Source organism: Teredinibacter franksiae (genome assembly GCF_014218805.1).
Taxonomy (GTDB): domain Bacteria; phylum Pseudomonadota; class Gammaproteobacteria; order Pseudomonadales; family Cellvibrionaceae; genus Teredinibacter; species Teredinibacter franksiae.
Genome location: NZ_JACJUV010000005.1, coordinates 1 through 12,621, shown reverse-complemented (window position 1 = coordinate 12,621; position 12,621 = coordinate 1). Strand labels below are relative to the sequence as shown.

Annotated in this window: 8 protein-coding genes; 7 read left to right on the top strand and 1 reads right to left on the bottom strand. The window is 46.1% G+C overall.

Annotated features, from left to right (window positions below; all coding sequences use genetic code 11):
* The first annotated feature begins 56 nt into the window (after positions 1-56).
* Complete coding sequence (locus H5336_RS19510; protein WP_185236148.1) at positions 57-1,706, top strand: lytic transglycosylase; 1,650 nt, start codon at positions 57-59, stop codon at positions 1,704-1,706.
* Positions 1,707-1,734: 28 nt separating this feature from the next.
* Here H5336_RS19510 and H5336_RS19505 read toward each other — a convergent pair whose 3' ends face one another.
* The gene (locus H5336_RS19505; protein ID WP_185236147.1) at positions 1,735-3,102 is read right to left on the bottom strand and encodes an HDOD domain-containing protein; all 1,368 of its coding nucleotides are present in this window, start codon (positions 3,100-3,102) and stop codon (positions 1,735-1,737) included.
* 223 nt (positions 3,103-3,325) lie between these two features.
* Here H5336_RS19505 and H5336_RS19500 point away from each other — a divergent pair, with 223 nt between their 5' ends.
* The 6 genes from H5336_RS19500 to H5336_RS19475 all read left to right on the top strand — a co-directional run bounded on the left by H5336_RS19500 (position 3,326) and on the right by H5336_RS19475 (position 12,478).
* Positions 3,326-5,341 (top strand): M3 family metallopeptidase, encoded by a 2,016-nt coding sequence (locus H5336_RS19500; protein ID WP_185236146.1) that lies wholly within the window; start codon positions 3,326-3,328, stop codon positions 5,339-5,341.
* A 362-nt stretch (positions 5,342-5,703) separates the two neighbouring features.
* Positions 5,704-7,347 (top strand): peptide ABC transporter substrate-binding protein, encoded by a 1,644-nt coding sequence (locus H5336_RS19495; RefSeq protein ID WP_185236145.1) that lies wholly within the window; start codon positions 5,704-5,706, stop codon positions 7,345-7,347.
* 3 nt (positions 7,348-7,350) lie between these two features.
* The gene (locus H5336_RS19490) at positions 7,351-8,982 is read left to right on the top strand and encodes a peptide ABC transporter substrate-binding protein (protein ID WP_246439422.1); all 1,632 of its coding nucleotides are present in this window, start codon (positions 7,351-7,353) and stop codon (positions 8,980-8,982) included.
* Positions 8,983-8,986: 4 nt separating this feature from the next.
* Positions 8,987-9,916: an ABC transporter permease gene (locus H5336_RS19485; protein ID WP_185236144.1), complete on the top strand. Its 930-nt coding sequence runs from the start codon at positions 8,987-8,989 to the stop codon at positions 9,914-9,916.
* A 5-nt stretch (positions 9,917-9,921) separates the two neighbouring features.
* Positions 9,922-10,815: an ABC transporter permease gene (locus H5336_RS19480; protein WP_185236143.1), complete on the top strand. Its 894-nt coding sequence runs from the start codon at positions 9,922-9,924 to the stop codon at positions 10,813-10,815.
* A gap of 37 nt (positions 10,816-10,852) precedes the next feature.
* Positions 10,853-12,478 carry an ABC transporter ATP-binding protein gene (locus tag H5336_RS19475; protein ID WP_185236189.1) on the top strand — a complete coding sequence of 542 codons (1,626 nt, stop codon included), beginning with the start codon at positions 10,853-10,855 and terminating at the stop codon, positions 12,476-12,478.
* Positions 12,479-12,621: the final 143 nt, after the last annotated feature.

Below are 12,621 nucleotides of genomic sequence, written 5' to 3'. Positions count from 1 at the left end.
ACTACCGCGCCACGCTTTAACTGATACGTTTTAACATAACTGAGATTTACCTTTTAATGCTCAACACAATCAAGGCACTACCCAATTACCAGCAATTCACGGTAAACCTCACAAAATTCGCCATACTCTTATTTGTTTTTTCGCTTACTTCCGGTTGTTACAATCTAAAGACGTCGGCCACAGAAGGTACGCCGAACGCCGTCACAAGCACTCAGAGCCACGCATTTTTACTCCAGGCGCCGGAAGACGAAAGCCTGTCTGAAGAGGAGTTCGCTGCCCTTCCGGAACCGATATTGATGGATTTGTGGACGCGTATTCGCAGCGGATACCAGCTAGACAAACCCATGAATAAGCGCGTTCAACAACAACTTAATTGGTATGCGAAGCACCCAGAATACATGAACCGAGTTGCACGCCGTGGCGAGCGCTACTTGTTTCATATTGTAGAAGAAATCGAAAAACGTGATTTGCCAATGGAGTTGGCCCTGCTACCTATTGTTGAAAGCGCCTTCGATCCCTTCGCCTACTCCCATGGTCGCGCTTCGGGTATGTGGCAATTTATCCCAGGCACCGGGAAAATGATGGGCCTAAAACAGAACTGGTGGTACGACGGGCGCCGAGACATTACCGCCTCTACGGATGCGGCACTGCGTTACCTAGAGAACCTAAATGCCCGTTTTGGTGGGGACTGGATGCACGCACTTGCTTCATATAACAGCGGTTCGGGCAATGTATCTAAATCTATGCGTAGAAATAAGCGCAAGGGTAAGCCCACAGACTTCTGGAATTTAAAGCTACCGAAGGAAACCGAGGCCTACGTGCCAAAGCTGATCGCTCTTTCACTGCTCATTGGTGAGCCGGAGAAATACGGTTTAGACTTACATTCAATCCCGAACCAGCCTTACTTCGCCCAGGTGGATACCGAAGCCCAAATCGATCTTGCGCAAGCGGCCGAGCTTGCCAATGTTGATATGGATGTACTCTATCACCTTAACCCTGCCTTTAATCGCTGGGCAACTGACCCTCAGGGCCCACATAAATTATTGGTGCCTATCGATCGCGAACAGTCCTTCATTGAAAATTTGAATGCAATCCCACGCGAAAACCGCGTGACCTGGGAGCGCTACACTATTCGCAATGGCGATTCACTATCCACTATTGCCGCTAAATATAAAATTAGTATTCGTTCGCTTAAATCGATAAATAATATGAACAATTCGTTTATTCGAGCAGGAAATACCCTAATGGTACCAGTGGCTGCCGCCGATGTTCGTCACTATAGTCAGAGCCTAGAGCAGCGCCTGCATAACCGCAAAAGTGCTAGCGCACAAACGGAAAAAGGTACACGGGTTGATCATAGAGTACAAAAAGGTGAAAGCCTGTGGGCCATAGGTCAGCGCTATAATGTATCCACAAAAAAAATCGCGCGCTGGAATAACATGGCGCCAGCCGACCCAATATACGGTGGACAGAAACTGGCCATCTGGACGAACAGTAAAGACCTCGCAAGTGCAAACACACAACGAAGCTCTGTTATCCGTAAAGTGTCCTATAGGGTGCGTCAGGGCGACTCACTTCATCGAATTGCCGATAAATTTCAGTTGAAAGTAAACGATATACTGCGTTGGAACGGTATAAATTCGTCAAAATACCTGCAGCCGGGTCAATCGCTAACGCTCTTTGTGGACGTAACTCGCGTAAATTAGTGCGCTATAATTTGGTGCCTAAGCAAGGTTATTTGGCTTGAATTGTCAGGCTCATTTGCGCCTGACTAGAGAAATGTTTAAAACTTTCAAATTGTTCTTCGTCAAGCTTGCCCCCAAAGGTCCAGCGGTCTGCGTAGAACAGCCCTACCTTTCGTTCGCCAATTTGTAACACCGATAAAAACGAAGGCATTTTACCGATAATCCGAGTGACCTCCGGGTTAAGTAACTGGGCGCTCGAAGAAATTATTTCGTGGCTAAAAAAATGTGCACCGCCCCGCTCTATTACATAGGTAAACAGGTTTTCGGTATAAGGGCCAATATCAAACAAAAAACTGTTACGCCAATGCTCTGTGCCCTCGCCAAGCATGTATTTCGCTTTAAGCTTATGCTTTTCGATGAGTGCAACGCAAACACGCTCAAGGCCAACCCCTCTGTGCATGCCCTCTAATACCATTTGAAAAATGGTGTTCACATCAAGTCTTTCTTGGGTGGCTGACGATAGCTCTCGCAGTATGCTCAGCTGAATACTGGGATCGCCCTTAAGCATCTTGCTTACAGGTTTAATCGTTTCGCCCGCTGCCAGTTTTCGAGAAGAAGGGATCAGCGGGCAAGCTTCGGAAACACCATAATTGAGTGCAACTTCCGCTGCCTGATCGGCACTTTCCCGCACGATGGTTAGCGCACCTTCGGCATCAAAAGAGGTGTACTCCATAACCTCACGAAGCACCTTTTTAATTTGTGGGCTACTCCAGCCATAGTGAGCGGCACGGCTAAGCCGTTCCCCAATAACAACGGCGCGGGCCTTATCGGTTTTAGGCCCCCGTGAACTTAGCGATTCCTGCAGCGTGTCTCCCAGTTTCCACTGCTTTGCCAGTTCTCGGGTGATGGCTTTAAATGTAGTACCCAGCTCATCCTCCATGGCTTCCTTGCGCGTCCGCGGGTCATCGCTCACCAAGCCTGGGTTGCTTTTGTCTCCATCGTCCGTGGACCAAAAGGCCATTTCACCTAGGTGAAACAAAAGCGCTGCAACAAATACTTCCTCAGCTGCTTTTTCGTCTGTTTTTTGGATAAGGTTTCTTGCTTGCGTTGCGGCATGAAAGCCTCTAGCGATTAGCTTTAAGAGTTGGTCTTTGGGTTGGTCTCCCAATAGAGAGTCCATAACCAATAGGGATATACAGATGGCTCTTACACCCTTTAGGCCAATCAAAACGATTGCGCGGCTAACGGTATTTATTTGGGCCTTTGAATAGTTATACTGCACACTATTGGCGACGCGTAAAACGTGCGATGTTAACTGAGGGTCGCGAAGTATAACCTCGGCTAATTGGTTGACATTGGCGTCATCGTCGCCGGTAATCTCGTTTAGTTCAGCAATAACATCGCCTAAAACAGGCATATCCTGTTTTCTGAGCTTTTCTGTCCAAGCCTTAAGGCCCCTTGCTACCATTGCGTGCCCTATATAGATAAAGGAGATAAAGGAGATATAAATGAGTGTAGCTCAAGGCTGATGCTATGACGTACCAATCCCGATACAGCGCTATACTGTTACGGCACGCTTTTTAGCCCTTTTGATTGTCTCCCTTTCTGTTACGCTTATGATCTGTTGTAGCTGTGAATCTTTGTCAAAACTTAGCGCGTTCAGCAAGTACATGGTGTTGGTGTATGTGCTGCTGCTTAACGTTGGCTGTGTATTTAGTGGGCAAAAACAGGTACAGAAAGAGCAGTGGTTATGGTACCCAAACGAGCCTGCCCGGCAATATCAAGCCGATTGCCGGCAATGGCTGCACGAGGCCCGGAAGCTTCTAAACGAGTTGGAGGACCCAGGGGCTGCACTTACAGTTGAGTTATTCGTATACAAATTCAATCAGCTTGATATTGTGCTAGACAGGCTTGCCGGTAGCTCCAGTGTCTACCGTAACTTACATCCTACGCCTGAGTACCGAGCGGCTGCGTTCGAATGCGCAGGGAAACACGTTCGTATTCGAGCGCAAATTGAGTCGTCTCGGGCTCTCTATGGTCGCCTTTTAGCATTAAAAAACACCTTTAAAACCCCCCAGGACGAGCACTTTCTGAAAGTTAAGATTGACGCGGCTCAATTGGCTGGAGCTCACTTATCCGATGATGCACTCGAAGAGCTGCAGCATCTTGATAGCAAGCTAGCGGAGCTAAGTTCCGATTTTAAGAGGAACGTACTGCGGGATGATCAAAGCATTACCGTTGCGTCAGAAGCACTGTTAGACGGCGTAGCTCATGAACTCATTGAACAATTAAAGCGAGATAAAGAGGGACGCCTGGTTGTACCAACGGGTAGCGCTCATTACGGCGCAATTATGTCGACGATAAAACACGACGGCATGAAGAAAGATCTCTACAAAAATCATTTCAGTCGAGGTTCACCGAAAAATAACAAAATCCTCAATAAAATTATTCGCAATCGAGAAGATGCGGCTATGCTGCTGCAGTTTGGATCGGCTGCGCAACACACCCAGACAAAACTGACCTTAAGGGATGTAAATCAAAGCTTAGAGTTTCTAGAGCAGGTACATAGCAGCATTGAAGCAACGGCTAAAAACGAATACAACGAGTACCTAAAAGCCCTGCAAATATCGTCGCCCAACGCTACGGTGGTGGAAGATTGGCGAAAATATGGGTTAATATCCAGCCTTAAAAAAAGCATCCCCGCCATTACGGCTGATCAAAAAGCAGCGTTTTTTAAGCTGCAATCTCTACTGGATAACCTCCTATCTCTAACCGAATCGTTATTCAATGTAACCATTGAAAAAACAGACGCACCGGTCTGGGATAGCCATGTCTTAACCTACAGCGTTGCTAGCGAGGGAAACCCTCTTGGTGAAATCTATTTTGATTTGTACGCCAGAGCCGGGAAAATAAATCAAACGCGTGCGCTTACTTTGCAAAAGGGTGTGAAAAACCGGCAACCAGCCATTGCCGTACTTTCCGCCAGTTTTTCAGCGGAAGAGCCGTCGACTACGGTGATTTCAGTTGATCAGCTAAACGCTTTATTCTTCCAGTATGGCAAACTCCTAAGCGTATTATTTAACATTGCCGAAGACAAAATAGTGTTTTCAGGCTTACCCGCTCAAACGGACTTAGCCGATGTGTTTCCCTACATGCTACAAAGGTTTCTATGGAAGGAATCGAACATTCAAACCATTCTTACCCATAATGGCCAACCTCCACCAAAAGACTTGCTTCAAAACATCCTAGAGCGAAAACATAAGGGTCAGGCATTATTCATTAGCCAGCAGCTCTATTATGCTCATTTCGCACTGGCTATTTATTCACAGCCGGCCGATACGGTTGAATTCGACAAAATGTTTGAATCCAGCCAATTGCGTTACTCACCTTTCGCCCCCGTAAATGATACGTGTATATATTGTAGCTTTACATTGTTAGTGGATATGACTTCAAGCTATTACCGCTTCCTTTGGGCACAAGCCGTTGCGGCTGATTTACTTGTTTATGCCGATGCCCATCAACTTAACAGTACGGCGTTTTTCCAGCTCTACCTCGAAAACCTACTAAGGCCTATAAATGCTGAGCCCATTGAGTTGAGGATAGAAAATTTTTTGGACCGCCCGTTAAATTACCGTCGTCTTATTACGGCTCAATAGGCCAGATGCAATACCACAACGGAAACTCGGGTTACCTACCCCATCCTCTATTGAGCGCTTTTTGTACGCATATGGAGCGCGTTTGAATCTGGATAGGCGCACTTTAAGCCTAGGGTTTGTGCCAACGCCACACCGATGTTAAGCACAATTGTGGACACAGTAATCAATTAGCCTCACTAAAGGCGTTAAGGCATAGTGATGCCTACATTAAAGTCGTTTAGAATCTACTGAATTACAGACCAAGCCTAGCTAACAGGCATGCTTGATGCGTATCCATGCCACGAAGGTACGTTTGTCTGCCAATTGCGTAAAAAGCATCCTTAAACGGTTGTTTTGCATACTAATGCTTTGAGACCCCAACTATGGCCATCGGCAAGATCGTAGAGTCCACCCAGCTTTTACTGATAATTACAGGTCTTACCCTTCTTTTTTCTAGTTGCAGCCCGTCCAATACCAGCAAGCATAACCCCGAACAAACGCTCCATGTCAGTATTGGCGCCGCACCACAGGCGCTAGACCCACATTTGATCGTCGGTGTACCGGCAATGAAGGTGGTTGCCGCGCTGTTCGAAACCCTTCTCACTATGGATGCCCAGAGCAATCAACCAGCGCCCGGGCTCGCTCATACCTGGCACATGGGCGATGGAGGCTTAACTTACAGGTTCATACTGAGAGATGAGCTGAAATGGAGTGATGGCAGCCCAATAACGGCTGACGACATAGTGGTTACCTGGCAGCGTATTTTTGCAGCCAATATTGGCCACCCATTCGCGCAGGATTATTACGCTATTGCGGGAGCTAAAGCCTACCATTTAGGTGAACATCGCGACTTTACGCGAGTGGGCGTAAAAGCATTAGATCGGCAAACAGTGGAGTTTAAACTCAAAGCTCCCGACCCACTTTTTTTAAAAAGGCTCACCCATGCGTCAACGTCTCCAATACAAAAAGCAAACCTATTAGCATTCACCGAACTCGACAACCCTGTAAGCGCCTGGACACAGGGTAAAAACTTGGTGGGTAACGGCCCCTTTCGCTTAGTTGATTGGCAGCTGAATAAAATGATCGTAGTGGAAAAAAACCCACACTACTGGGATGCGCAAAACGTCAAGCTAGAAAAGATTGTGTTTTACCCCATAGAAAACATGGCTACCGAAGAGCGTATGTTCCGCTCCGGAAAAGTTCAGTTGCTTTACGGTGGAAAAATTCCCCAGGAAAAAATACAAACCTACCAGAAAGAATCGCCAGAAAAGCTAGTGATTGTGCAAGGTTACGCAACCTATTATTATAATTTCAACACCCTGCGAGCACCTTTCGATAACGTCAACGTGCGCCGCGCATTCACATACGCGGTAGATCGGGATTCAATTATTCAGCGTATAGCCAAAGCAGGCCAAACGCCGGCATTAACGCTCTCGCCAAAAGACCGCTTATACAGCCCCGACTCCCCCATTCGTTTCGCCCCCAAGCTTGCGCAACAATATCTGGCTGATGCCGGCTACCCTAACGGCGATGGGTTTCCGCCTGTAACCCTTACATTTAACACCGACGCAGGCCATAGGAAGGTGTCTGTGGCGCTTCAGCAAATGTGGAAAAAACACCTTAATATAGATGTACAGTTAGACAATCAGGAGTGGAAGGTATTTCTTTCCAATCGCAGGCAGCATGTTTTTGATATATCTCGTGACGGATCTTCCAGTACCTTCGCCGACCCAATGGATATGCTAAATAGCTTTACTTCCGCCCATGTTATGAATACAGCCGGTTGGAGTAATGCCGAATATGACCGTTTATTGGCAAGCGCCAGAACAGAATTGAATGTGGAAACCCGTTTGGCGCTGCTCGAAAAGGCGGAAATAATATTTACCCGTGAAGTGCCGGTGTTCCCTATTTACTATTATGCCTACAGCTATCTGATCGCACCTGAGGTGAAGGGTATGGAATTCAATAGCATAGAAGTACCCAATTATAAATCCATCTATATCGATTACTCGGCACGGGAAAAATAGCTTATGCGTAAAGTCAAAACAGGTTTTTTATGGTGCTTAACGTCGCTACTTGTGATGTCCTGTGGGAAAAATGAACTCACAAATGTTGAGTACGGAAACCAAAACAAAATTTTATATGTTGCAAATGCGTCTGAACCTCAAAGTCTCGATGTAAGCATAACCACCGGCAATCCAGATTTTCACGTCATTTCGGCATTATTTGAAGGCTTAACTAGCCTCCATCCTAAAACCTTAGAGCCCATGCCGGCTACGGCTGAAAGCTGGGCTATTTCAGAAGACCGGCTCACCTATACTTTTAACATTCGATCAAACGCAAAGTGGTCGAACGGCGAAACCATTACCGCCAGCGATTTTGTGTACGCATGGAAACGCGCCTTGTCGCCTGCTTTGGGAAACCAATATGCCTACATGATGTTTTATCTCGTTAATGCCGAGGCCTTTGCGTCGGGCGAGACAGAGGATTTCTCAGCAGTGGGCATTAAAGCACTAGACAGCCACACCTTAGAAGTTAAGTTGACCAACCCTACCCCTTATTTTCTTGAGGTGCTTGCGCACCATACCTACTACCCCGTTCATCCAGAAACAATTGAAGCTCATGGCGTTATAGATAACCCCGTATCGAAATGGACGCTGCCGGGGAATATGGTCAGTAATGGACCTTTTGCACTTAAACGCTGGGAAATCAACAAGGTTATTGAAGTCGTAAAAGAAAAGCACTATTGGGATGCTGAGAATGTGAAACTCAACGGCATCCACTTTTTGCCGATTGAAGATAAACAAGCAGAAGTTCGGGCTTTTAAAAGCGGGCAAATCCATATGACTTTTTCGCCACAAATGGCCATCGAAAAAATTGCGTTTTTCGAAAAAGAAAACCCAGACGTACTCCACAAAGATCCGGGTTACTCCAACTATTTTTATGTGCTCAATACAACCCGCAAACCATTTGATGATGTGCGTGTTCGTAAAGCGCTTGCCTATGCCGTGGACCGCGATGCGCTGGTGAAGCGCGTTACCAAAGGCGGTGAAGTGCCCGCCTTCCATTTTGTTCCGCCCGACCCCAATGGCCACAAACCTAACACTTACATTGAATATGACCCTGCTTTGGCTAAAAAATTACTGACGGAAGCGGGTTTTCCAAACGGAGAAGGTTTCCCTTCATTTGAGATCTTGTTTAATACAAACGACAACCACCGCAAAGTAGCGCTTGCGGTACAACAGATGTGGAAGCAAAACCTTAATGTTAATGCTCAGTTATTGAATCAGGAATGGAAAGTGTACCTCGATACGCAGAGCAACCTGTATCACGATGTTTCGCGTAAGGCTTGGATAGCCGACTATCTCGACCCAAGCAACTTCTATGAACTCATGCTGTCTTATGGGGGCAACAACGATAGTGGCTGGAAGAGTGCCGATTACGACCGGCTCATTTTACAAGCGCAAGAAGAAACTCAACCTTCTGCTAGATTTGCTTTGTTTGAGCAAGCCAATAAAATTTTGGCAGACGAAATGCCGGTGATCCCCCTGTACTTTTCAACGGACATAAATCTAATTCAACCGAACGTAAGGGGCTGGTATGGCAACGTCTTACAGCGTCATCCATATAAATATGTTTTTTTAGAAAGTGAAGTGAAGTAATTCCGTGCTGAAATATATTGCAATACGCTTACTAACGGCGATACCTGTTCTTTTTTTCGTTATCCTCATTACCTTTACCCTGGTGCGCCTTGCGCCAGGTGGGCCTTTCGATGAGGAGCGAGCGGTACCCCCGCAGGTACTCGAAAACCTCAATAAACGCTACCACCTCGACGATCCCATTACCGTTCAATTTAAAGACTATGTGCTGAATTTATTACAGGGCGACTTTGGCCCATCCTACAAGTACCCCACACGTACAGTTACAGAGCTTATTGCAACGGGCTTGCCTACCACTATTGAACTGGGTTTGTACGCACTATTGTTTGCTGCTTGCCTAGGCATACTGTCGGGGGTAATTGCGGGGCTAAAGCCCAATACATTGCAAGATTATGTACCCATGTCTATCGCTATGATCGGTATTTGTTTACCCTCCTTTGTTTTGGGACCACTACTTATCCTAAGTTTTGGTATTGGCTTAGAGTGGTTTCCTGTTTCGGGCTGGGGTGTTTCATCAGGCGACAAAGTGCTACCCGCTATTACACTCGGGGCCGCTTACGCGGCCTATATCGCCCGTTTAACTCGGGGTGGTATGTTAGAAGTTATGTCGCAGGATTATATTCGTACCGCCAGGGCTAAGGGTGTTTCAAAATTTAAGGTGGTCGTATTTCATGCTTTACGAGGAGCACTAACACCCGTAGTAGCGTTTGCTGGGCCTGCTGCGGCTGGGCTTCTTTCGGGTTCTTTTGTTGTCGAAACCATTTATCAAATACCCGGCTTAGGGCGATTCTATTTGCAGGCCGCATTTAATCGCGATTACACCATGATTTTAGGTACAACTATCTTCTTTGCTTCACTAATTATTCTGTTCAATTTTTTAGCCGATATTTTACAGGCCTGGATGAACCCAAAGTTGCGTCAATCTCTGAGTAAATAATTGCAATGTTGTTAAGTAAGCCCTATTTAAAAGACAAGCTCGAAGGTTACGAAGCGGGACGCTCGCTTTCCCAGGATGCCTACGCGCGCTTAAAGAAAAACAAACTGGCCATGTCGGGCCTTATTTTTCTGAGTATTATTATCACCCTAGCTTTAGTAACACCTTGGATTGCTCCCTACTCATACGAAACACAAGATTTAGACTTAGGAGCAACGCCACCTTCTATTGCCCACTGGATGGGCACCGACATATTCGGTCGCGACCAGCTAACGCGTATTCTTTATGGCAGCCGTATATCACTCATGGTTGGCTTTATCGCAACCGCGGTAGCGCTGTTAATTGGTGTTCTCTGGGGTACTACGGCCGGCTTTATTGGCGGTAAAACCGATAACGCCATGATGCGTTTGGTCGATGTACTGTATGCCCTACCCTTTACCATATTCATTATTTTGCTAACTGTGGTGTTCGGTCGCAGCATTTTTCTGTTGTTTTTAGCGATTGGCGCGGTTGAATGGTTAACCATGGCCCGTATTGTTCGCGGCCAAGTGATGGCTCTGAAACATCAGGAATTTATAGAAGCGGCTGTGTCTATGGGGCTAAGCCGTTGGCAAATCATGACTCGGCACCTTATTCCCAATATCCTTGGGCCGGTGATTGTTTATACGACACTCACAATACCTAGTGTGATTTTATTGGAATCTTTTCTTAGCTTTTTGGGTTTAGGTATACAGCCACCCCAGAGTTCCTGGGGGTCATTGATCTCATCGGGTGTCGAAACTATTGAAGAGTATCCCTGGCTGTTGATTTACCCAAGTTTATTTCTATCTCTTACGCTTTTCGCACTTAACTTTTTGGGTGATGGACTGCGGGATGCCTTCGACCCTAGATCGTCGAGCTAAATTTTTTCTGCGTGTTGCAACCCTTTATGGTTTTTGTATGAGTTTATTGTCTGTATCCAATTTAACCACCAAATTTTACACCCGCGAAGGCGTTGGTACGGCTGTTAATAATGTCAGCTTTAGTGTAGAGCCCGGTAAAATTTTGGGTATTGTGGGTGAATCCGGTTCTGGTAAATCGGTATGTTGCTACAGTATTCTTGGGTTAGTGCCCATGCCACCCGGGAAGATAGAAAGTGGATCTGCCATGTTTGAAGGCCAAGACCTACTGCAGCTTAGTGAGCGGGACTTATTGCGTATTCGCGGTCACAAAATAAGCTTAATATTCCAAGACCCAATGACTTCGCTAAACCCCTATATGACAATAGGCGATCAGTTAATAGAAGCCTATCGGGTACACGGTAAAGGGTCTAAGAGTGCTGGACGAGTACGCGCATTACAATCGCTAGAGGAAGTTGGTATCACAAACGCAGAGCAGCGCTTAAACGCCTACCCCCATGAGTTTTCTGGAGGTATGCGCCAACGGGTGATGATCGCCATGGCGCTTATAACAGAACCCAAGCTCTTAATTGCCGACGAGCCCACTACCGCACTAGATGTTACTATTCAGGCTCAAATACTAGAGCTGATTAAAAAACTGCAAAAATCCCACAACCTTACCGTTATTTTTATTAGCCACGATTTGGTTGTTATTTCAAAACTTGCTGATAATATTTTGGTGATGAAAAACGGGGAAGTGGTTGAGCAAGGCGAAACACATTCAATTTTCCAAAACCCCAAGCACCCCTACACACAAAAGCTCATTGCTGCAGTACCGGACTGCGCAAAACCAACGGAAGCGAAAACGCTTACCAACGAACCGCCTTTAGTAACGGTAGAAAACCTGACAAAGGTGTATCAAACCCTTTCTGGGCCATTTTATAGTCGAAAATCACATGCGCTTAAGGCCTGTGACGATGTAAGCCTTGAAATTAAAAAAGGTGAAATTCTAGGCCTCGTGGGCGAATCTGGCTCGGGGAAATCAACGCTTGGACGAAGCATTATTCGTTTAATTGAAAGTGATGTTAAATCCATAAAGCTCGCTGGAATACCGCTAAATACCCTAACCGAAAACAAGTTACGCCTAGCAAGAAAAGATTTTCAAATAATATTTCAAGATCCTTTTGCATCACTAAATCCCCGGTACACTGTTTTTGATACCTTAGCCGAACCCCTTATGCAGCATAAAATCGCGACCAAGCAAAATTTACTGCAAAAAATAAACGAATTACTTGATGATGTCGGCTTGGAGCGGCAGCATATGCGTAAATACCCACACGAATTTTCTGGCGGGCAACGCCAGCGTATTGCGATTGCCCGCGCGTTGGCGCCAGAACCTAAATTTATCGTGGCCGATGAGCCGGTGTCTGCGCTGGATGTGACCATACAAGCACAGATATTAGAATTGATTTTGGCGCTGACGCGTAAGCGCGGCTTAACTATGCTGTTTATTTCGCACGATTTAAGTGTTGTGCGCTACCTTTGCGACCGCATAATCGTCATGAATGCTGGTCAGATAGTAGAAGAAGGAAAAACAGAGTCACTATTTAACAGCCCTCGACACACATATACACAACAGCTTTTGAGTGCCATCCCGCATCTGGATATCCAAGCCAGCGTATCTTAGGAAATTATAACCGAGCAAATGTTAAACGGGTTATAGTTTCAGTAAATAAATGTCTTGTTCACGACATTAGATTAGGTTTCTACGCCAGCGTCCCAATGGTTCGATACTTTTTTCATGGTGAGTAGTATCTACTGCATGCTGCG

Excerpts from the sequence above, each read along its gene's own strand:
- H5336_RS19510 (WP_185236148.1), top strand. The coding sequence starts at position 57 with ATGCTCAACACAATCAAGGCACTACCCAATTACCAGCAATTCACGGTA.
- H5336_RS19505 (WP_185236147.1), bottom strand. The coding sequence starts at position 3,102 with ATGCCTGTTTTAGGCGATGTTATTGCTGAACTAAACGAGATTACCGGC.
- H5336_RS19495 (WP_185236145.1), top strand. The coding sequence starts at position 5,704 with ATGGCCATCGGCAAGATCGTAGAGTCCACCCAGCTTTTACTGATAATT.
- H5336_RS19490 (WP_246439422.1), top strand. The coding sequence starts at position 7,351 with ATGCGTAAAGTCAAAACAGGTTTTTTATGGTGCTTAACGTCGCTACTT.
- H5336_RS19480 (WP_185236143.1), top strand. The coding sequence starts at position 9,922 with ATGTTGTTAAGTAAGCCCTATTTAAAAGACAAGCTCGAAGGTTACGAA.
- H5336_RS19475 (WP_185236189.1), top strand. The coding sequence starts at position 10,853 with ATGAGTTTATTGTCTGTATCCAATTTAACCACCAAATTTTACACCCGC.